19 protein-coding genes are annotated in these 21,079 nt (G+C 58.9%); 10 read left to right on the top strand and 9 right to left on the bottom strand.

Features of this window, described 5'->3' with window-relative positions:
* Positions 1-130: 130 nt before the first annotated feature.
* Positions 131-454 carry a hypothetical protein gene (locus ACFFT4_RS06130; RefSeq protein WP_378045934.1) on the top strand — a complete coding sequence of 108 codons (324 nt, stop codon included), beginning with the start codon at positions 131-133 and terminating at the stop codon, positions 452-454.
* Between the two features lie 46 nt (positions 455-500).
* On the opposite strand, the gene ACFFT4_RS06125 is transcribed toward ACFFT4_RS06130, so the two are convergent.
* On the bottom strand, positions 501-1,076 hold the full coding sequence (locus ACFFT4_RS06125; RefSeq protein WP_378045932.1) for a TetR/AcrR family transcriptional regulator: 576 nt from the start codon (positions 1,074-1,076) through the stop codon (positions 501-503).
* Positions 1,077-1,410: 334 nt separating this feature from the next.
* Here ACFFT4_RS06125 and ACFFT4_RS06120 point away from each other — a divergent pair, with 334 nt between their 5' ends.
* Positions 1,411-2,109, top strand: a complete 699-nt coding sequence (locus ACFFT4_RS06120; protein WP_378045930.1) for an SDR family oxidoreductase — start codon at positions 1,411-1,413, stop codon at positions 2,107-2,109.
* A gap of 78 nt (positions 2,110-2,187) precedes the next feature.
* On the opposite strand, the gene ACFFT4_RS06115 is transcribed toward ACFFT4_RS06120, so the two are convergent.
* The gene (locus ACFFT4_RS06115) at positions 2,188-3,744 is read right to left on the bottom strand and encodes an ABC-F family ATP-binding cassette domain-containing protein (protein ID WP_378045928.1); all 1,557 of its coding nucleotides are present in this window, start codon (positions 3,742-3,744) and stop codon (positions 2,188-2,190) included.
* 101 nt (positions 3,745-3,845) lie between these two features.
* Between ACFFT4_RS06115 and ACFFT4_RS06110 the strand changes: the two genes are divergently transcribed.
* Positions 3,846-4,838, top strand: coding sequence for a DUF3558 domain-containing protein (locus ACFFT4_RS06110; protein ID WP_378045926.1), 993 nt, complete (start codon positions 3,846-3,848; stop codon positions 4,836-4,838).
* Here ACFFT4_RS06110 and ACFFT4_RS06105 read toward each other — a convergent pair.
* The gene (locus ACFFT4_RS06105) at positions 4,831-5,196 is read right to left on the bottom strand and encodes a GIY-YIG nuclease family protein (RefSeq protein ID WP_378045925.1); all 366 of its coding nucleotides are present in this window, start codon (positions 5,194-5,196) and stop codon (positions 4,831-4,833) included. The two genes, ACFFT4_RS06110 and ACFFT4_RS06105, sit on opposite strands and share 8 nt — an antisense overlap.
* A 66-nt stretch (positions 5,197-5,262) precedes the next feature.
* Complete coding sequence (locus ACFFT4_RS06100; protein ID WP_378045923.1) at positions 5,263-6,015, bottom strand: DUF2087 domain-containing protein; 753 nt, start codon at positions 6,013-6,015, stop codon at positions 5,263-5,265.
* A 178-nt stretch (positions 6,016-6,193) separates the two neighbouring features.
* On the opposite strand from ACFFT4_RS06100, the gene hisC reads away from it, so the two are divergent.
* On the top strand, positions 6,194-7,252 hold the full coding sequence (hisC, locus tag ACFFT4_RS06095) for a histidinol-phosphate transaminase (RefSeq protein WP_378045921.1): 1,059 nt from the start codon (positions 6,194-6,196) through the stop codon (positions 7,250-7,252).
* Between the two features lie 12 nt (positions 7,253-7,264).
* Here the strand turns inward: hisC and ACFFT4_RS06090 are convergent, their stop codons facing one another.
* The 3 genes from ACFFT4_RS06090 to ACFFT4_RS06080 form a co-directional block, all read right to left on the bottom strand.
* Positions 7,265-8,269, bottom strand: coding sequence for an EAL domain-containing protein (locus ACFFT4_RS06090; protein WP_378045919.1), 1,005 nt, complete (start codon positions 8,267-8,269; stop codon positions 7,265-7,267).
* Positions 8,270-8,548: 279 nt separating this feature from the next.
* A complete protein-coding gene (locus tag ACFFT4_RS06085) occupies positions 8,549-9,271 on the bottom strand; it encodes a response regulator transcription factor (RefSeq protein WP_378045955.1) in 723 nt (240 codons plus the stop codon).
* A gap of 101 nt (positions 9,272-9,372) precedes the next feature.
* Positions 9,373-13,209 carry a response regulator gene (locus ACFFT4_RS06080; protein ID WP_378045918.1) on the bottom strand — a complete coding sequence of 1,279 codons (3,837 nt, stop codon included), beginning with the start codon at positions 13,207-13,209 and terminating at the stop codon, positions 9,373-9,375.
* Positions 13,210-13,371: 162 nt separating this feature from the next.
* Between ACFFT4_RS06080 and ACFFT4_RS06075 the strand changes: the two genes are divergently transcribed.
* Positions 13,372-13,662, top strand: coding sequence for a hypothetical protein (locus tag ACFFT4_RS06075; RefSeq protein ID WP_378045916.1), 291 nt, complete (start codon positions 13,372-13,374; stop codon positions 13,660-13,662).
* Between the two features lie 197 nt (positions 13,663-13,859).
* Here ACFFT4_RS06075 and ACFFT4_RS06070 read toward each other — a convergent pair whose 3' ends face one another.
* On the bottom strand, positions 13,860-15,038 hold the full coding sequence (locus tag ACFFT4_RS06070) for a sensor histidine kinase (protein ID WP_378045915.1): 1,179 nt from the start codon (positions 15,036-15,038) through the stop codon (positions 13,860-13,862).
* Positions 15,035-15,709 carry a response regulator transcription factor gene (locus ACFFT4_RS06065; protein ID WP_378045913.1) on the bottom strand — a complete coding sequence of 225 codons (675 nt, stop codon included), beginning with the start codon at positions 15,707-15,709 and terminating at the stop codon, positions 15,035-15,037. Before ACFFT4_RS06065 ends, ACFFT4_RS06070 begins: the two co-directional genes overlap by 4 nt.
* Before the next feature lie 217 nt (positions 15,710-15,926).
* Between ACFFT4_RS06065 and ACFFT4_RS06060 the strand changes: the two genes are divergently transcribed.
* The 5 genes from ACFFT4_RS06060 to ACFFT4_RS06040 all read left to right on the top strand — a co-directional run bounded on the left by ACFFT4_RS06060 (position 15,927) and on the right by ACFFT4_RS06040 (position 21,010).
* Positions 15,927-16,559 carry an HD domain-containing protein gene (locus ACFFT4_RS06060; protein ID WP_378045911.1) on the top strand — a complete coding sequence of 211 codons (633 nt, stop codon included), beginning with the start codon at positions 15,927-15,929 and terminating at the stop codon, positions 16,557-16,559.
* A gap of 2 nt (positions 16,560-16,561) precedes the next feature.
* On the top strand, positions 16,562-17,116 hold the full coding sequence (locus ACFFT4_RS06055; RefSeq protein ID WP_378045909.1) for a GNAT family N-acetyltransferase: 555 nt from the start codon (positions 16,562-16,564) through the stop codon (positions 17,114-17,116).
* A gap of 249 nt (positions 17,117-17,365) precedes the next feature.
* Entirely contained in the window at positions 17,366-18,205 is an 840-nt protein-coding gene (locus tag ACFFT4_RS06050; protein WP_378045908.1) for a VanW family protein, read from the top strand.
* A gap of 192 nt (positions 18,206-18,397) precedes the next feature.
* Positions 18,398-19,405: a phosphotransferase gene (locus tag ACFFT4_RS06045; protein WP_378045906.1), complete on the top strand. Its 1,008-nt coding sequence runs from the start codon at positions 18,398-18,400 to the stop codon at positions 19,403-19,405.
* Positions 19,406-19,456: 51 nt separating this feature from the next.
* Positions 19,457-21,010, top strand: a complete 1,554-nt coding sequence (locus ACFFT4_RS06040; RefSeq protein ID WP_378045904.1) for an NAD(P)H-hydrate dehydratase — start codon at positions 19,457-19,459, stop codon at positions 21,008-21,010.
* Positions 21,011-21,079: the final 69 nt, after the last annotated feature.

Here is a 21,079-nt window from a genome sequence, read left to right as displayed (position 1 = left end):
GGAGATTTTTTTATGGATGGACAGGTAAAACAATTAACAATTACCATAATTAGTAACATATAGCTTGTCTTTTTTTATGTCAGGTTTTACGCATGGCTAGTGTCCGGGAGGCCGTTACGCAGACTCATTCGTGCAGCTGCCCGCTTTTAACGGTCTGGGAGGCCGTTACGCGGGCCAATTCGTGCAGTTGCCTGCTTTTAGCGGTCCGGGAGACCGTTACGCGGGCCAATTCGTGCAGTTGCCTGCTTTTAGCGGTCCGGGAGGCCGTTACGCGGGCCAATTCGTGCAGTTGCCTGCTTTTAACGGTCCGGGAGGCCGTTACGCAGGCCCATTCGTGCAGCTGCCCGCTTTTAACGGTCCGGGAGGCCGTTACGCGGGCCAATTCGTGCAGCTGCCCGCTTTTAACGGTCTGGGGGGCCGTTACTGGGCGGCTTCGACCGATTTTGGAGCCTGAAGATTCTGGCGAGTGTCAATCATGTGCGTCAATTGGTCAGCCGCAGTCAAACCATAATTGATAACGCGACTTTGCAAGCGTCCTGCAGCGGCTTGCGATCGGCAGCGGTTTTCGCCATCACATAAAGTCCGTGTCTCGTGTTGACCAAGAATCGGGAAAGCTCGCGAAGACTATGCCTGCTTTTGATTTTTCCGTCTTTTTGCGCCCGCAGTAAAAAAGTATAAAATATCGTTTCGATATCCAGTGTGTAGGCTTCGATTCGCATCGCAATAGCAGGTTCGACCGCACCCAAGTCCATGGCCGTGTTGGCAATCATGCAGCCTCTTTTTTCGTCCGTCATGGCATGCTCGATGAGCTTGTCGAAGAAACGTTCTAAAACCTCTTTCGGGGAACCGGGTTCGTCCAATATACGAAATAGCGGTTTTGAATGCTGCCGAAATCGGTCCAGACAAGTCAGGAACAATTGATTCTTGTCTCCGAAGGTATCGTACAAGCTGCCTCTATGCACCCCTGTATGTTCAACTAAATCCTGAATGGATGTACGTTCGTACCCTCTGGTCCAGAACAATTCCATCGCTCTGTCCAGAACCGCTTCTTGATCGAATTCTCTGGGCCTTGCCATGGTGAAATCCCACCCCCCGCTTAATATCATACTCTTTTAAGAATGATCAGTAAACAATTTGATGAGAGGAAACGACGGTGAACAATGAGATGCAGCCGGAAAGTTTATCGAACAATCGCATGGTAATGGGCTGTTTTTAGCAAGTCCAGACCTTTCTTTATAAAATATACTTGACCGATCGTTCTTGAAAACAGTATAGTTAGTTACATCAAACAAGTCATTCATGTCGATTTTTGTTGTCTTTAAAAGAATGAACGTTCTTAAATGAAGAGGTGATCAGTTACTTATTCGGATTTTATTTGTTAACGAAAACCAACCAAAGGAGCAAACCACCATGAATATTTCCGAACAAATCGCTTTTATTACGGGGGCCAATCGAGGTCTGGGCCGTCAGCTTGCGCTTGAACTTCTAGCCAGAGGGGCCAAAGTGTACGCCGGCGCCAGAAATCCGGATTCCGTTGCCATTCCCGGCGCAATACCCGTAAAGCTCGATATTACCAAGCCTGAAGAAGTGGCCGAAGCCGTCGGGGCAGCGGGGGATGTTACGCTTCTGATCAACAATGCGGGCACGTCTACGGGCGCATCCTTGCTTGAAGACGATCTCGATCAAGTCAAATTGGAGTTCGATACGCATGTTTTTGGCACATTATCCATGGTCCGCGCTTTTGCTCCCGTGATTGCAAACAATGGGGGAGGGGCCATACTGAATATTCTTTCCGTCTTATCCTGGTTTAGTTTGGGAAGCGCAGGCGCGTATACCGCCGCCAAGTCGGCGGAATGGGGATTGACGAACGTGCTGCGTTTAGACCTGCTTCCTCGGAATGTGAGAGTCGCAGGCCTGCATGTCGGCTTCATGGATACGGATATGACGGCGGGCATCGACGCTCCCAAATCCAGCCCCGCGGATATTGCGAAAATTGCAATTGACGGGATTGCATCGGACAGCTTGGAAATTGTCGCCGATGAAGTAAGCCGCAAGATTCAGCAAGCCCTCGCCGGCGGAGTTGCCGCGATCTACCCTCAAATATCCTGATTACGCGCGCGCCCGAAAAAAAGGACCGACACGCCCGAAGGGAGCAATTGCTCTTCCCGGCGCATCGGTCCTTTCTTTTTAGAAGACCTTCGTTGTCCAGTTTTCGCAGTTCCAGACGTCGGTCGCGACCTCGCGGTAAAATTCCGGCTCGTGGCTGATGAGCAGAACGCTGCCTTTGTAGGCCTTGAGCGCGCGCTTCAACTCGTCCTTGGCGTCGACGTCGAGGTGGTTGGTGGGCTCGTCGAGCACGAGCAGGTTCGTCTGCCGGTTGATCAGGTTGCACAGCCGCACCTTCGCTTTCTCGCCGCCGCTCAGCACGGCGACCTTGCTCTCGATGTGCTTGGTCGTCAGGCCGCATTTCGCGAGCGCCGCGCGCACCTCGAACTGGGTCATCGCCGGGAAGTTTTTCCACACCGCGTCGATACACGTTTCGTCGGCGATTTCCTTGACCTCCTGCTCGAAATAGCCGACGAACAGATTGTCTCCCTGCTTGGCTTCTCCCGAGAGCGGGGAGAGCTCGCCGAGCAGGCTGCGCAGCAGCGTTGTCTTGCCGATGCCGTTGGCGCCGACGAGGGCGATTTTCTGGCCGCGCTCCATCAACAGGTCGATCGGACGGCAGAGCGGCTCTTCGTAGCCGATGACAAGGTTTTTCGCCTCGAAAATCATCCGCCCGGACGTGCGCGCCTCCTTGAAGTTAAACTCCGGCTTCGGCTTCTCGCGCGCCAGCTCGATAACGTCCATGTTGTCGAGCTTCTTCTGGCGCGACATCGCCATATTGCGCGTCGAGACGCGCGCCTTGTTGCGGGCGACGAAGTCCTTCAAATCCTCGATCTCCTGCTGCTGACGCTTGTAGGCCGACTCCAGCTGCTGCTTCTTCGCTTCATGGAGCAGAACGAAATTGTCGTAATCGCCGACGTACCGGTTCAGCTCCTGGTTGCCCATATGGTACACCAGGTTGATGACGCTGTTCAGGAACGGAATGTCGTGGGAGACGAGAATAAAGGCGTTCTCGTAGTTTTGCAGAAACCGCGTCAGCCAAGTGATATGCTGTTCGTCCAGGTAGTTGGTCGGCTCGTCGAGCAGCAAAATGTCCGGCTTCTCCAGCAGCAGCTTGGCAAGCAGCACCTTCGTGCGCTGGCCGCCGCTCAAGTCGTGCACGTCGCGGTCGAGGCCGATGTCTCCCAATCCCAGACCGCGCGCGATTTCCTCCACCTTGGCGTCGATCAGATAAAAGTCGTTGTTCGTCAAAATGTCCTGAATCGTGCCGACTTCCTCCAGCAGCCGCTCCAGCTCGTCCGGCTCGACGGAGCCCATTTTCTCATACATCCCGTTCATTTCGGCCTCGAGGTCGACCAGGTACCGGAACGCGCCGCGCAGCACGTCGCGAATCGTCATGCCCTTCTGCAGCACGGAATGCTGGTCGAGGTAGCCGACGCGGACTTTGCGCGCCCATTCGACTTTCCCGGCGTCCGGCTCCAGGCTGCCCGTGATGATGTTCATAAACGTCGACTTGCCTTCGCCGTTGGCGCCGACCAGGCCGACATGCTCGCCCTTGAGCAGGCGGAAGCTGACGTCGTTAAAGATGGCCCGGTCTCCGAAGCCATGGGATAAATTCGTAACGGTTAATATGCTCATGAATTAAACACCTTTTCCTTTATTGGCACACTAATGTCCATTATAAGCGGTGGACGGAGGAAAACTCAACGCTTTCGATTGTCGGGGAGCAAACTGTTATAATGAAGAAAAAACGGCAGGGGGCGTTAAATGTGAAATTCAGAGGGCTGATCGTGCTGCTGGCGTTGGCCGTTGCCGGGTGCGCGGGAGGGAACGATTCGGGCGGAACCGGATCGGGTCCGAGCGCGTCGACTCCGCAAGCGACTCCGACCGAGTCCGCGGTTCCCGAGACGGGCGGAGCATCTGTGCCGCCTTCCCCGTCCGAAGCGACGGAGCCGCCCGCGGCGGTTCTGAATCCGGAGTCGCTGTCCGGCTTGTTCGGATTTGCCGACGAACAGGGAACGAGACTGATGGCGCTGACCGACGGGATGGAGCCGGAAACGGCCGGGGCCGGCGAGCTGGAAAGCTACCGTCTGGCGATTGGAGAAGGCGGCGGCCAGACGCTGCGCATCCGCTACGAGAAGCATCAGACCCGCACGGAGCAGGACAACGGAAGGCAATCTTCGTACAACTTCGATAACATGGAAGGCGATATTTACACGATCGAGGAGGGGAAGGCGACGCCTAACGAGAGCTATTTCCTCGTGAGCGAGGAGCAATTCGACGTTCAGGCGCTCCTGCCGCTCAAGCCCTCGGCCGATCGCGAGCTGCCGGACGAGGCGGCGAAGAAGATCGCCGAGGCGAAGGGCAGGGCCATCGAGCAGGGCTGGCTGCTCGCGCACGCTCGGGACGGCCAGCGAATCTATGCCGTTCAGTATCAACGCCAGGGAGACGATATGCTGGCCAGTCTCGTGTGGGAGGACGGAGAGCGGCTGGTATTCCTGGATTATCCGGCCGTCTACGACGAATTTTCGACCTGGAGAGTCGACGACGGGGCGGAGATCTCGCCGGATATGTTCCGCTTCCTGTTCGCGGCGCGGAGCGCCGACGACGAGGTCGTGCTGGGCGTGCAGTGGCTCGGGGCGGAAGGGGAAAACCTCGATATCGCAGCCTCCTCCGAAGACCGCTTCGAGACAATCGGCCTGTCCGCGGGCCGTTATCTGTCTCCTATTTGAGCTTGTGATAACCTTTGTCGCCGAACGGCTGAAGCTTGTCGATCCATTGGGCTTCAAGCTCCTTTAATTCGTCCTTGACGTTCACGAACGGATTGTCGCTTGGCTTCAACACCTCGAGCACCTCCATTGCGAACGCGTCTTCTCCGTATTCGCTCCATTCCCGCTGAAGCTCCTTGTTCGGAAAGGTGCCCGAATTCAGGCTGCTGGCTCTTCCGTTCAAGGACTTCAGATTCGGGGTCGAATCGACAAGCACTTTGCCGCTTTGCTTGTTGCGGATCTGGTACACGCCCGCCTGGATCGGGATTTCTTTGTATTGGGCGATCAATTTTGCGCGTTCTTCTCTGCTTTTCGCTGTCATCTTGTTCTCTCTCCGTTCTGTATTCATTGCGAGGCTTCGCGATCATAAGCGGACTTTTGGAGCGGCCTATTTAAGCCAGTACCGGCTGCCGTCCGGCTCGCGGTCCATAAATCCATATTCGATCAGGTATCTTCTTAAGACGGCATAATCCTCGTAGGCGGTCCGCAAAATTTCATTGATTTCCTTCTCCGCGTACGCGCGTCCGGATTCGAAGCGTCTGGCGAGCTCCGTCAGGACGACGATTTTGTGCTTTTCCTTAATCGCGAACGTAGTCAGCCGGCCGTCCCGGCCGTCCGGAAAATATTTCTCCAGCACGTTCTTCGCTTCGTCGGCGGTCATATGGTAGCGTTCGTCGACCATGCGCGCGGTTTTGGGCACGTGAACGATGTCGGGCGCATGGCGGTCTTTCTCCTTCAGCAGCTCCATCAGGGCAAGGTAGATTTTGGCCTGGCGTTCCTTCTCCTTCAGCACGAAGCGATGATTGCGGATGGTCGAAGCGCTGCCGATCCCCAGTTCCTTGCGCACCTCGTCGTCCGATTTGCCCTGATGGAACAGGCGCAGCAGTTGGCTCTGGTGGTCGGTCAGCCCCGTCAGCTTTTTGTTCAAGCCGAGCAGACTGTCGAATACCGAGCCGTGTTCCTTGGCGATATGATGGCGCATCGCTCTCTCCGCATCGTAATATCGGCCGTCCGCCGGATAGACGACGCCATGCTCGGTCCGTTTGCCGCACAGCAGACAGACGAAATGCTCGTCCTCGCGCACATATCCTCGTTTGAGCTCTTCCATCGAGCTGTTCCAGAAAATATCCGACAGGTCCATACACAAACACATCCAGTTATCGTTTGGTTTATTATAGACAATATAAATCATTGTTTGGATTTAGTCAACGACGCCTAACTTTCATGACCGGAGCTCGGCCGCAGAGAGACTGGGCGCGATATAGACCCGCAAAGCGGCGGAAGGTATAATCAGGGGAAAAACAGTGGAGGTTCTGTCGTTGAGTACATACTGGAGCGAATTGACGGCTTCCTTGGAGCCTTACGTACCGGGAGAACAGCCGAAAGACCGGACTTATATCAAGCTGAACACGAACGAGAACCCTTATCCGCCGTCGCCGAAAGCGCTTGAGGCGATCAGGGAGGCGGCAGGCGCGGATTTGCGCCTGTATCCCGACCCGACCTGCGACGCCCTGTGCCGAACGATCGCCGCCTACTACGGCGTGACGAAGGAGCACGTCTTCGTCGGCAACGGCTCGGACGAAATATTGGCCTTCGCTTTTCCGGCGTTTTTCTCGGCGCGGCAGCCGATCCTGTTCCCGGATATTACCTATTCTTTTTATCCGGTATATGCACGGCTGTACGGCATTCCCTACATTACCGTGCCGACGGACGAGCAGTTCCGGATCGATCCGCAGACGTATGCCATCCCGAACGGCGGCGTGATTGTGCCGAATCCGAACGCGCCGACGGCGCGCTTTTTAATCGTTAATGGCATTAAGGAAATTCTCGAGACGAACAAGGATCGGGTCGTGATCGTGGACGAGGCTTATATCGATTTCGGCGGGGAGTCGGTCGTTCCGCTGATCGCAGAATATCCGAATTTGCTGGTCGTGCAGACGCTGTCGAAGTCGCGGTCGTTGGCCGGTCTGCGGGTCGGCATGGCGCTCGGGCATCCGGAGCTGATCGAAGGGCTGAACCGGATCAAAAACTCCTTTAATTCCTATACGCTGGACAGGCTGGCGCTTGCCGGCGCGATCGCCGCGATCGAAGACCGGGAGTATTTCGCGGAGACGAACCGCAAAGTCGTCGCCACGCGGGAGAGAACGACCGCGGCGCTCCGGGAGCTGGGCTTCGAGGTGATCGATTCGCTGGCGAATTTCGTCTTCGTTACGCATCCCGTGAAAGCGGCCGAGGAGCTGTTCGCCGCCTTAAAGGAACGGGGCATTCTCGTCCGCTACTTCAACAAGCCGAGAATCGACCGGTATTTGCGCGTCAGCATCGGCACCGACGAAGAGATGGACGCGCTCCTCGGGGCCCTGCGGGAAATCGCGGGGTAACGCGGCCGGCCGTCAGACGGGAGGGGGCGGGACCGGACTGCCGGGAACGTTCCGCGCCGCGGCGATCAGCTCGGGCAGCCGCTCCCCGACTACCGGCGGGCAGAGCAGGTTGCCTTGGACAAACTGGCAGTTGTTTTTCTTGCAGAAGGCAAGCTGTTCGTACGTCTCCAATCTCATGGCGACGATCTCGCATTGCAGGTGGCGGATCGCTTCGAGCAAGGACTCGCTCGGCTTGCGATCGGCATCCTCGGAGGCTTCTCCCAGCGGCACGTTGGCAAACTTGACGGTCTGGACGGACAGCTTGCGCAGGCGGGACAACGAGGCCACGTTTAAGCCGCAATCGTCGAGCGCCAATCGGACGCCGATCGCCCGGAGCCGCTTCATAGACCGCTCCGCCTGCTCGAACAAACCGGCAAGCTCCCGCTCCGCGATCTCGAATTCCAGACGATGCGGGGCTATTCCGGTATCGGCCAGAACCTTCTGCACGATTTTGGAAAATCCGGAATCCAGCAATTGAATCGCGGACAGGTTGACGGATAACGTCAAAATGGACGGGGCAGGGGCGACCTGCCGCAAAGTCGAGCAGGCCTCCCGAAAGACCCATTCGCCGATCCTCGGCATCGCTTGGACCTTCTCGGCGATCGGAATGAATTCTCCGGGCTCCACGTACCCCAGCTCCGGATGCTCCCAGCGGACGAACGCCTCGAAGCCTCTTAATCTCCCCGAACGGACTTCATATTGCGGCTGATAATGAATGTACAATTGGCCTTCCTGCAGAGCGGTGCGAACGAAGCGCTCGATCATCGCGCGCCGCCGCGCTTGCGTCGCCAGCTCTTCAAGGGGCGGATAAGCCGGCGGCGGGCTAGCATGCCGGGCCTGCCGGGCAACCTCGCGGTCGTGGTCGATCCGCTCGCCCCGGCGCCGCCTTGGCGGGTATAAACGCATGCCGATCGCCAGAGCGAGGACGACGACAGCGACAGGTATGGTCAATCCGATCAGGTTAAGCCAGTCCGTCAACGGTGATCTCTCCCTTGCTTAAACGGCGTTTGCCGTCTCGGCGAGCCCAACTCGAAAATCTTGCCGAGAAACCCCTTTCATTTTGAACGCTAATCATTAGGGAAATTACGGGAAAAGTATTAAGGACTTGTCGAATCGCAAAAAAACTCCGCCTGGGCGGCGGCCGGCCGATATCCGTTCGCGGGGGAAAAGCGGGAATGAAAAAAACCTCCCGGTCGACCGTCAGACGGAAGAGATGAGGAGGTTGTCGATCGTTATGCGGGGCAGGAAGCGAACGGCTTAAGGGTTCATGAATTTGTAGCCGACGCCCCATACCGTTTTGATGTATTGGGGTTCCTTCGGGTTTTTCTCCAGCTTGCGTCTCAGATTGGTCACGTGAACGTCGATGGCCCGGTCGTTGATGAAGGAATCGATGCCCCTGACGGCGTTAATCAATTCTTCCCGGCTGAAAACGCGGTTCGGATGCTGGTAGAACAGCTTCATAATCTCGTATTCGGAAAACGTCGTCTCGATATGCTCGCCGTCGAGAACGATCGTGCGTCGCACCAGGTCCATCGTCAAGCCGTCGGCAGGGGAGGGCGAATCGGCGTTCGAATCGCGGCCGTGGGCAACGGCGGCCGGCTGGACGCTCCGGTTCAGGCTTTGGGTCCGGCGAAGCACGGCTTCCATGCGCACCTTCAGCTCCTGCATGCTGAACGGTTTAACGAGAAAATCGTCCGCTCCGTTGCTGATCGCCTGGATTCGGGCGGTAACGGACGGCTTCATGGAGATGACGATGATGGGAATCGCCGACAGCTGCCGGAACTCCGCGCACAGCTCGGTTCCGTTGGCATCGGGGAGCATCAAGTCCAGAAGCAATATATCCGGCTGAAACGCATCGAGCGCGCGTTTGCCGTCCCGGGCGGTCTCTACGCGTTTCACTTCGAAGCTTTCTTCGGTCAAATAGAGGGTGAGCATCTCTCCGATGATAGGATCGTCTTCAACGACAAGCACTCTCGTCAACGTCAAGTCAGTCACACCCTTTTAGTAAAGTGTTAGAATTGCTCATATTTTGCTAACATTTGCCTTTGCATGTCTATTATATAACGCGCTTTGACATACGTCTAACTTCTTTTCGACTCCAGCAGACGATGAATGGCGTTCATTCCGGCTTCAAGAGACCGATAGAGTCGCTCCAGCGCTTCCGGAACCCGTTCGTCGCTGCGAAGCGAGCGCTCCAGCGCCGCCGCCGCTTCCTGAATCGCCGCGGCTCCCAGGTGCCCCGCGGAGCCGCTCAGCGAATGCGAGAGCCGGATCGCGTCGTTCGTCTCGCCCGACTCCAGAAGCTGCTCCAGCCGATGCCGGAAATCGGCGTATTGCGCGACGAATTTCTCCAGCAGCTTGACGTACAGATGCGCCTTGCCGCCAATTCGCTGCAGGGCGGCCGCCGCTTGCAGCTCCGGAAAGTTGGGCCAGCTCGCGGCGGCCCCGGCCTCGGATTCGGCTTCGGCAGGCGCCGGCGCTGCGGGGGCGGGGCCAAGGCTCGGCAGCCATTGGCGGATGCAGGCATACAGGACGACGGGCTCGATCGGTTTGGTCACGATCGCGTTCATGCCCGCCTCGCGGCAGCGCGCATGCATCTCGGGTGTCGCGTCGGCCGTAACGGCGACGATCGGCAGCCGCTCTTGGCCGAACCGCTTGCGGATTCGGACCGTCGCCTCGATTCCGTCCATGTCGGGCATATGCAAATCCATCAAAATGAGATCGACCCCGGCTTCCCCCGATTCGATCCGCGCGACGGCTTCCGTTCCGCTCTCCAGCATGAACGTCGTATAACCTTGCGAGCCGAGGAGCTGCTGGATGACGATCCGGTTGATTTCTTGGTCGTCGACCACCCAAATTCGCGGGCAAACGTCCGCGGAGCCTGCCGCATTCGTCTCCAGGGCGGCCGCAGCTTCCGCCGACGGAGAAGGAAGCGGTCCCGCCGTTCGGGGGGAAGAGCTGGTGATGACGAGCAGCGCCTGGCGAACCTGCAGCGGGGTGGAGGGCTTGACCAGCACGGCCTCCGGGCGATAGGCGTCCGCAAGCCGGTACAGGGCGTCGCGGCCGGACAGGGTCGTAGAGGCGATCGCCTTCACGCCGGCGGCGTCCAGCTCCGTTTTCCATGCCGTCCACGTCTCCTCTCCGTGCATGTCGCCGCATTCCAGGTCGATGACGATCGCGTCCCAGCGCGATTCCTTCATCAGCGCTTGGGCCTGTCTCCACGAGGATAAGGCCACCGTCTCGCATTCGAGCGACGTGAGCAGAACGCGCCAATGCTCCGCTACCCGGTTCTCGTCCTCCAGGACGAGCAGCTTCAAGCCCGGGAATTGCGGATGGTCGGCCGACGGACGGTCCGCGCAGACGGAGAACGAGAGCTCGAAGGAAAATTCGCTGCCGACCTGATACTGGCTCGCAACGGAGAGAGCGCCGCCCATCCGTTCCACGAGCGTATGGGAGATGACCAGCCCGAGTCCCGTTCCCCCGTACTTGCGGCTCGTCTTCTCGTCGGCCTGCACGAACGGCTTGAACAGCCGCTTGCGCTGATCCTCGGTCATGCCGATGCCGGTATCCTTAACGGAAAATTTCAGTCTGGCGGAGCGGTCGTCGACTTCGCCGGCCGTTACGGACAGCTCGATCAAGCCGATATTCGTAAACTTGATCGCATTGCTGCCCAGATTGAGCAGAATTTGCTTTAGCCGGGTAGGATCGCCGATCAGCCAGTCGGGAATGCGGGAATCGGAGCGGATAATGAAATCGACCGGCTTCGGGCCGATCAGCACGGCGAACAAGCCGCTCAGCTTGTGCAGCAGCTCCTCCGGCTCGAACGGCACGTTCTCGATCGTCAGCTTGTCCGCCTCGAGCTTCGAGTAATCGAGAATATCGTTCAGCAGCCGAAGCAGGTTGTCCGAGGAGACCGAGATTTGATCGAGATAGCTGGCCTGCAGCTCCGTAAGCTCCAAGCGCTGGAGCAGGTGGGTGAGGCCGATAATTCCGTTCAAGGGCGTGCGAATCTCATGGCTCATTCTTGCCAGGAACGAGCTTTTCGCTTCGTTGGCGCGATCGGCCTCTTCCTTGGCGCTCAGCAGTTGCGACTGGATTTCCTTCAGCTGGGAAATGTCCCGCACGATCGTGGAATAGTAGATTTCCTTATCGTCATGGGCTTGATGGGCCACGACGGTAATGGAGGTTCTCTGAATAAGCCCCTTGGCGGTCGTGAAGTCGATCTCGTCCTGCCAATAGCCGTGCGTCCGCGCCTCGGACAGCCCTTCGGCGAAACGGACGGTCATCGGAATGGACATATACTTGTTGAGGTGCCGGTTGCTCTCGCTTAACGACTCGATATCGAGCAGGGCGAGGCCCGCTTTGTTCAAGTAGAAGATTTGACCGCGCTTGTCGAAGGAGGCGATCATGTCGTGCGCGCTGTCCATAATGGCGAACAGCCTCGTGTTCGTGGCGACCGCCTGCTTGATCTCGCTGACGTCTCTGGCGATAAGCACGTACCCTTTGGGCGTTCCGTCCGGATGGCGGATGACGCTGGTGTTCAAGGACACGGGAAAGCGCAGGCCGATCCGGCTGACCCACGTCCATTCCCAATTGGGCAGAAACCCTTTGCGCGGCGGCAGGAACAGGACGGATTCGTCCGGATCCACGCGGCTTTGCAGCTTGTCCGAATAGTAGGCCGCCCGTTCCTGCAGCTGGGCGGGATCGTGCCAGAGGAGCAGCGATTTTCTTCCGACGACTTCGTGCGGCCTGTAGCCGAGCATGTCCGTCGCGCGTTGATTAAAGGAGGTGATGACGAAATGGGCATCCGTGACGATCATCGCATATTGATTATGCCGAATAAACGCTTGATAAGGCTCGAAAAGCTCCTGCAGATTGTCGATCATGCCGTTGACGGAATCCGCCAGCACGCCCATTTCGTCGCGGCTTTCGACCGCGAGCGGACGCGGGTAGAAATTTCCCGCCGCCACTCTCTGCGTGACGGCGACGACCTGTTTTAACCGGCCGAGAATCGAGCGCTGGATCACGCCGTACATAAACAGCCCCAGCACGAGCACCGTAGCGGCGATCAGGGCGACGTTCAGCCATAGGGAGCGGCGCAGCGGCGCTTCGAATTCCTGCTTGGACACCGAGTAGACCGCATACCAATCCGTATTCGGAACTTTCACGTAGAACATTTTCAGCACGCGGCCGAACAGCATCGACTCTCCGTAGCCCTGGTCGCTGTTCTGGAGCCGCTTCGCGAAGTCGGCGACGGCGGGCTCGTCCGTCAAATAATTCCGCTTGAGGATGAGGGAAGTGTCCTTATAATAAAGCAGGTTCGTCTCGCGATCGATCAGAATCATCGAGCTGTCCCGGTAGTCGTCGGAATGCGCGTCCAGCTGCCCGGATAACAGTGCGGGAGCGTCGAGTGCGAAGCCGATGACCCCTGTCAGCCGATTGTCCAGGCCGTAATACGGAACCATCTGCCAGAGCACGGGGTAACCGGTCGAATCCAGCATCATTGCCGCGTAGGCGCCGCTGCCTTGCAGCGCGGAGTCGTACGCGGGAATGCCGCTCACCCGGAACGTCTCTCCGTTCGCCAGCGTCATGCTGCCCCACAGGGACGCAAAGCCGATCTGCCGAATCGGAAGATCGATCTGCGGCGACGCGCTTCGCAGGTAGGCCAGGCGCTCTTCCGCCGTCTGCAAGCGCAGCGGAACGGAGCGGCTGATCCGTTCGGCTTCCTTCAGATGAAGAGAAAGCAGCTCGCTTAAATGGACGGCGGTGCTGTTCAGGCTGGAGAGACTGTGGCGGATCAGCTGATCGTCCATCCGTTTATTGAAGGTCCCGTAATTGATGAGGCTTATCGCAAGGAACGAGACCGAATTAAGGATAACGAGGACGGCGACGATTTTGAAGCGAAGCGACTGGAACAAGCCGAATACCCCCTGTTAAGGATAACGTTGGAAATTTATTAGACAATTTCATACAAAACAAATACATCCTGCCTAAATCTTCTAATACATTGATTCTATCATAGCTAATGGAAAACAATTTCGACAGACCTAACTTGCTGCTGCGAGAGGAGATTCGATATCGTGACGATCATGATGACGGATTGGGAGGTCGTGACAACGGACGACGCCCGTTCCGTCCGATTGTGCGAGGAGTTCGGCGAGCGATACGGCTTTACGGCGGGCGAGAGGACAATGCTCAAGCTGTGTCTCTTATACGGAATGTCAGACGAGGAGATTGCTCTGTACACGAAAGAGGAGCCGGAAGTGCTGGCGACCCGGCTGGCCTGCATGACGGCCAAGACGAGAACGCGCTCTCCGCGCGAGCTCCAGGCTCTGTTCCTTCGTTATATGCTTAACAGGCTTCCGGGATAATCGCCGGAAGCCTGTTTTTTAACGTTTTCAGCGGATTGGTTAGGGCGTGTATGCAACCTCCGAGGATAGCAGATTATGCCGAATTTTCGTTCCATGCAAGGAACTTTTGCGAAGGCGTACCGGGGGTACGTCAAAGGGTCGCAGCAGGGGGCGAAAAGGCGGTGAAAGATGCCCCTGAGCGGGTTTGCATACACGCCCTAGGAGAACGGCAGTTCGATGGCGAAGACGGCGCCGGAGGGAGAACGGTTGTAAGCGTACGCGGTCCCTCCGTGCATCTCGACGATTTTTTTGACGATCGACAGCCCCAGACCGCTGCCGCCGCTGGAACGCGTCCGCGCTTTGTCCTCCTTGTAGAACCGTTCGAAAATATGAGGGAGAGCGGCCTCGGAAATGCCCGGTCCGTTATCGGAGATCAGCACGCGGACCCGGTCGTTGAGCAGCGACAGACGGATGCCGATCGTTCCGCCTTCGGGCGCGAACTTGATGCCGTTGTGCAGCAGATTGATCCATACCTGGCTCATCAAGTCTTCGTCCGCGGTGACGTCGCACTCCGGCAAGTCGACGTCCATCTCGATGTTTTTCGCCAGCCACAGCGGCTCGCAGGACAGGATGAGGTGACGAAGCTGGCGGTCCAGCCGATACGCTTTTTTCTCGAACGGGTGGCGGTTGGATTCGAGCGACGTCAGCTTGAGCAGGTTGTCGCTTAACCGGGAAAGCCGCTTGCTCTCGATTTCGATAATGTCCAAATAATGCTTGCGCGTGTCGGAGTCCACCTGGTCGTTCTTCATCGCTCTCGCAAAACCGGCAATCGAGGTTAGCGGAGACTGAAATTCGTGAGACACGTTGGAGATGAACTCCTGCCGCATCTGCTCCATCTGCCTCAGCTCGGAGGCCATCTCGTTAAAGCTCGTGACGAGCGGGGTGAACTGCCCCGTAAAGCGCGAGTTCGGCTCCAGATTAATGTTGAAATCCCCTGTGGCCAGCTGCTTCATCGCGCCGATCAGCTGCATGAACCACTCCATCTGGCGGCGCACGGGCGCGACCAGGACCCGGAACAGGTTGACCCCGACAAAAATGACGACAAGCGTCAATTCGACGGTCAGAAAGTCGCGCAGCAGCGTATTGGCGTATTGCGGAAACCAGGTCCGGTAGATCAAATGCGTGAGCCAGTATGAGAGCATCCATCCGGCCGCAAGGGATAGGTGAAGAAGCAGAAGTAACAGGAAGATCAATTTGCGCGGCGGTTTGAACGGTTTGTGAAGCTCATCCATCCGCCGTCGGTGCTCCCTGTTCTCGCGGTAGGTTTTCAGCCAAGGGCTCCATCTTCGCCCCGTGAATTCCGGCCGGCCTCGCGTCCGGCGTCCGCCGCCCCTCATGGCGCAGTCTCCAGGCGATAGCCCAGACCGCGGATTGTCGCGATGCGAAAGCCGTACTGACCGTCGGGGAATTTCTCGCGCAGCCTCTTGATATGGACGTCCACCGTCCGCTCGTCTCCTTCGTAATCGAAGCCCCAGATTTGCTCGATCAGCTGCTCCCTGGAAAAGGTTTTGCCCGGATAGCTGGCCAGCTTGAACAGCAGCTCGAACTCCTTGAGCGGAAGCGTAAGCGATTGATCGCCGACTTGCAGCGTATAGGTCTGCCGGTTCAATACGACATTGCCGACCGTGACGTTCTGGGAGATCGAAATCCGGTAGCGCTTAAGCAGCGCTTTCACCCGCACGACGAGCTCGACGGGCTCGAACGGCTTGACCATATAGTCGTCCGTCCCGAGCTGAAAGCCTTTGACTTTCTGCGTCGTTTCTGCTTTGGCGGTCAGCATGAGCAGCGGCATATCGTAATGCTCGCGCAGCTCCTTGCACAGCTCCCAGCCGTCCATGCGCGGCATCATAATATCCAGAACGACCAGGTCGACCGGAGAGCACTCCAGCAGCTCAAGCGCATGCATGCCGTCCGCCGCGGCAACGACCTCGAAGCCTTCCTGCACGAGGAACACCTCGACCAATTCGCGAATGTGCGGATCGTCGTCGACGACGAGTATTCGGGTCATGGACAACGCCTCCTTACCGGACAATGTAATTTCGCCGCAAGATTTTCTTCCATTATCCGCTTAATCCGGCCGAAATTCCACTTTTCATGCGACGCATGGCGTTCGGCCTTCGGCTTTATTTTGCGCCCCGAATATGAACTGAATATGAACATCGACGGATAGGAACCGCGCCGGCGTCCATGGTACAATGAGGCCATAGAGAGCGGAGGGAAAACGAATGACCAAGAACCTATGGGCCGGCAGCGACCGTCTGAGCTCGCAGCTTGCTTTTCTGGTGGAAATCGACAAACTGAAATCGGTGCTTCGCAAAACGTACTTAATCGACAAGAGCCGCCGTGAAAATTCGGCCGAGCATAGCTGGCACGTCGCCCTGTGGTCGCTGTTGATGCTGGAGCATGCCGACGATTCGTCGCTGGAGCTGAACCGCGTCATCCGTATGCTGCTGCTGCACGATCTGGTGGAGATCGACGCGGGCGATACGTTCGCTTACGATACGCAGGGCTACGAGGACAAGGAGGAACGCGAAAAAGCGGCGGCGGACAGGCTCTTCGGCCTGCTGCCGGACGATCAGCGGGAGGAATGGATGGCGCTGTGGCGGGAGTTCGAGGAGGAAGAGACCGCGGAGGCGAAGTACGCTTCGGCGCTCGACCGGCTGCAGCCGGTGGTCCATAACTATTATACCGGCGGCGTAAGCTGGCGCGAAAACCGAATCGTGCGCTCGCAGGTGCTGAAGCGGCTGGAGCCCGTTCGGCAGGCTTCGGAGACGTTGTGGACGTTTGCGGGGGAAATTTTGCAGAAATCGATCGACCAGGGCATTCTGCTGGACGATGCGAGCGACGGGGAGGGCTGAGCGTGCCGCGATTGCCGGGGACGAGCGTGATGCTGCGGGAATACCGCAGGGACGATCTGCCGTGGATTCGGCAGTGGGTGAACGATCCGGAGATCGTCCGCCAGCTGTCCGACATTTTTCTGTACCCCCATGCGCAGGAAGCTACGGAAGCTTATCTGGAAGCGATGCTGGAGGGCGACTCGGACGCGCGAGGTTTCGTGATCGCCGATCTCGCCACGGAGGCGTATATCGGGCAGGTGAACCTGGACTCGATCGACTGGAAAAACCGCGTCGGCAAAATCGGCATCGTCATCGGATCGACGGAGCAGATGGGACGCGGCTTCGGCACAGAAGCGATGAAGCTGCTGGCCGACTTCGCGTTCCGCGAGCTGAACCTGAACCGGCTCGAGCTGGAGGTGTACGACTTTAACGAGCGGGCCATCCGTTGTTACGCGAGCTGCGGATTCGTGGAGGAAGGCCGGCTGCGCGAGCGCCTGTACCGGAACGGAAGGTACTGCGACATTGTGCAGATGGGACTGCTGAAATCCGACTGGAAACAAGCGGCGGGGCGGAATTAACGGCCTGTGGGACCGTTAAGTGGCGGCAAACGTGGTGGAATGGTGGATTAACGGTCTGCGGGACCGTTAAGTGGCGGTAAACGTGGGAGAATGGTGGATTAACGGTCTGTGGGACCGTTAAGTGGCGGCAAACGTGGGAGAATGGTGGATTAACGGTCTGTGGGACCGTTAAGTGGCGGCAACGTGGGGAAATGGTGGATTAACGGTCTGCCGGACCGTTAATCGGTGACGAGGTGGGGGGAGTAAGTTATGAATTTGGAGCTTCGGCCGGTTGCGCGTTCGCCGCTCAGGCTTAAGGTCGGCAAGTGGGTTTATGTGACGCGCCGGTATGCGGAATGGATGTTCGGAGGGGTCAGATTCGCGAACAGGAGAAGCGCGGAGCCGCTGCCGTGCGTCGCCGCGCAGCACCGAACCCCGCTCATGCGGAAGCTCGCCAACGCCGACATGCGGCTGCAGATCAACAAGGTTGTAAACTTGAAAGCGGCGGTGCCTCGACTGGACGGGCTGCTGCTGCATCCGGGAGAGACGCTGTCCTATTGGCGTTCGATCGGCAAACCGACGCGGCGCAAAGGTTACGTGGACGGAATGGTGCTGTTCTGCGGCCAGGTGCGGACGGGGCTGGCCGGGGGGCTGTGCCAGCTGTCCAACCTCATTTACTGGATGACGCTGCATACGGAGCTGACCGTGACCGAGCGGCATCGGCACAGCTACGACGTGTTTCCCGACGCATCGCGGACCCAGCCGTTCGGGAGCGGCGCCACGTGCTCTTATAATTATTTGGATTTGCGGATTACGAATCGCACTTCGTCGGTCTACCAGCTTCGCTTAAGAATGGATGACGAGTATTTGTACGGAGCATGGCATGCGGAACAGCCTTCGCGCTACCGTTACGAGGTGCGGGAGAGGAATCACCGCATCACGCTGGAGCCTTGGGGCGGCTATGTCCGGAACAACGAGCTGTACCGCGACGTCTATACGGCCGACGGGGAATGGCTGACGGAGGAAGCGATCGCCGAAAACCATGCGCTGATGATGTACTCGCCGCTGCTGCACGAGCCTTCAAGCGGAGCCTCGGACGCGGCGGAATGAATCGTAACGTGCAATCCGAGTGCAGTGAGCCGGGACGAACCGGAACGGGCGGTGCGGAGTCATCGCGAAGCGGTAAAGAGCGGAACGGGCTGAACGGAGCGAGACCGGGCGGAAAAGAGAGCGGGCTGCTCGTCAATCGGGGAAGCCCGCCGCTAAGGCTCATTATGAAAACGCAGGAAAGTAGGAAAAGGCTTGTCATTCGACGCAATTTTGCACCGTTATTTTCCGGAAGGACGTTGGGAAATCGAGCAGGGGCACTCGGGCTGGAACAATACGACGCGATTCGTGCGCGCGGACGGACGCAGATGGGTGCTGAGAATTTACGAGACGCATAAGGACGAGGAGAAAATCCGCTTCGAGCATCGCTTGCTGGAGAAACTTAATGAGGTTAACCTTTCCTTCCGGGTGCCTAAGCCGGCGGCGTGCGAAGACGGGAGCACGATCGTTCGGCTGGAGGATGGCACCGGAAGGCTGGCCTGTTTGTTCGCCTATATCGACGGAGATCGTCCCGAGGAGGGAGCGGTCGGAGCCGCGGAAAGCTTGGGAGAAACGACCCGAGAGCTTGTACATGCGCTGGCCGCGTTGGAGCTGCTCGATGCTCCCGCTTACGCTCCCTATTACGAGATGGAAGCCTCATACCCTTGGTGCACGCCGGACAAGGTGGCGAGCTTCTGCGCGGAACCGCCCGCGGGGCTGGAGGAGGAAGCGTCCGCGCTGCGGTTGATCGCAGAGGAACTGGACGGATTCCGGGCGTATGCGCCCCGCTTCCGCCAGCTGCCGCACCAACTGATTCACGGAGATATCAATTTCTCGAACTGCCTTGTATCTGCGGATAAGAGCGGACGGATCGGGGCCGTGCTCGATTTCGAGTTTTGCACCCGGGATCTTCGGGCGATGGAAATCGCCGTTGTCCTATCCGGTTTTCTGGGCGCGGACAGCGGAGCGTACACGATCGAAGCGTTCCTGCGCGGCGCGGGCAGACGGCTGCGGCTCAGCCGGGAAGAAGCGGAGGCGATTCCGGGCTTGATCCGGCTGCGGACGCTCGACGTGTTTCTGCACTTCCTGAACCGATATTTCGACGGCGTGGACGGCGTTGCGGTGTTGAAGGAGCAGACGGCTTCGGCAGCGCGCAATTTGATTCGGCTGAACGGAGAGAACGGATGGCTGACGGACAGGGTTGAAAAATATTTAATGCAATAAAATACTTGCTGGACGGATACAGATTGCGACTGAGGAGAAGGAGGCGCCCGAATGTACCTGGTTACGGCGGAGGAGATGCGCAGAATCGATCGGTACGCGATCGAGACAATCGGAATTCCTGCAATGGCGCTGATGGAGAATGCGGGAAGGGCCGTGGCCGACGAAGTGGAGAAGCGGCAAGCGAAGACGGCCGCACCCGGCGGCCGACCGCCGAGATGGCTTGTGCTGGCCGGCAAAGGAAACAACGGCGGCGACGGTCTCGTCTGTGCGCGGCACCTGGCCGACCGCGGTTACGAGGTGCGTATCGTTTATGCGGTTCCGCCGGACACGCTGACCGGAGAAGCGGCGCTGCAGCGCGACATCGCGCTGCGCATCGGGCTGGCGCAGGAAGCGTACTCCCCCGGAGCGATCGATTGGGAGCGCTGGGACGGTATCGTCGACGCGCTGCTGGGCACGGGAACCTCGGGGGCGCCGCGCGAGCCGATGGCTTCGTTGATCCGTGAGGCGAACGGCAGCAAGCGGCCGATCGTGGCGATCGACGTGCCGAGCGGGCTCGACTCCGATACGGGAGCTGTGGCGGAGCCGTGCATCCGGGCCAGCGTCACGGTGGCGCTGGCTCTGCCGAAGATCGGCTTGCTGGCCTATCCCGGAGCGGACGCCGCGGGGGAGGTAGTCGTCCGCGCGATCGGCATTCCGGAGGCGGCGGTCCGCTCGGAGAATGTGCGTACTTTCGTGCTCGCCAAGGCATCGCTGAGAGACCGCTTCGACGTGACGCTGCCGCTTGCCCGAAAGGCGAACTCGCACAAAGGCACGTACGGCCATGCGCTGATCGTGGCGGGCTCGCGCGGCATGAGCGGCGCCGGATTGCTGTGCACCCGGGCGGCTCTGCGGGCCGGCTGCGGTCTGGTCACCTGGGCGGTTCCGGAGGCCATGGCCGCCTCGCTGACGGGAAGCGTTCCCGAGGCGATGCTCTTCGGTGCGGCCGACGCCGGGCTCGGGGAATGGCGCGGAACGAGCGCCGGGGAGGTGGCCGCGAAGGCGGCGGGCAAGCAGGCCGTCGTCGCGGGACCGGGCCTGGGCCGCTGGCCGGGGGACACGCAGTGGCTGCACAAGCTGTGGCACGGCGTGGATGCGCCGCTTGTTCTGGACGCGGATGCGCTGAATATGGTTGCCGAAGCGATCGCTTCCGGCGAATTCGCGGTGTGGGGGCCGCGCAAGGCGGAGACGATCGTCACGCCGCATCCGGGAGAGATGGCGAGGCTGTGCGGCGAATCCGTTGCCGAGATCGAGCGGGATCGTCTCGGCGCGGCTCGGGGGCTTGCGGCGCGATACGGGCTGCACGTCGTGCTGAAAGGCGCGCGCACCGTCGTCGCTTCGCCGAACGGGACCGCCTGGGTGAATACGACGGGCAATGCCGGCATGGCGACCGGCGGCGCGGGCGACGTGCTCGCGGGGATCGTCGGCAGCTTGCTGGCCCAGGGGTTCGAAGCCGAGAAAGCCGCCGCGGTCGGGGTTTACTGGCACGGCGCGGCCGGCGACCTGGCCGCGGCGGGCCGCAGCTCGATCGGCTCGCTGCTCGCGGGCGATATCGTCGAGGCCCTGTAAGGTGAGCTTGCGGACGGTGCGCTTGTCGCGAGAGAGGCCTTGGCCGACGCGGGACTGCCTACGCCCGTC

It is taken from the genome of Cohnella cellulosilytica, from assembly GCF_042431195.1.
GTDB lineage: Bacteria > Bacillota > Bacilli > Paenibacillales > Paenibacillaceae > Cohnella > Cohnella cellulosilytica.
This window is presented reverse-complemented; position numbering and strand designations above follow the sequence as displayed.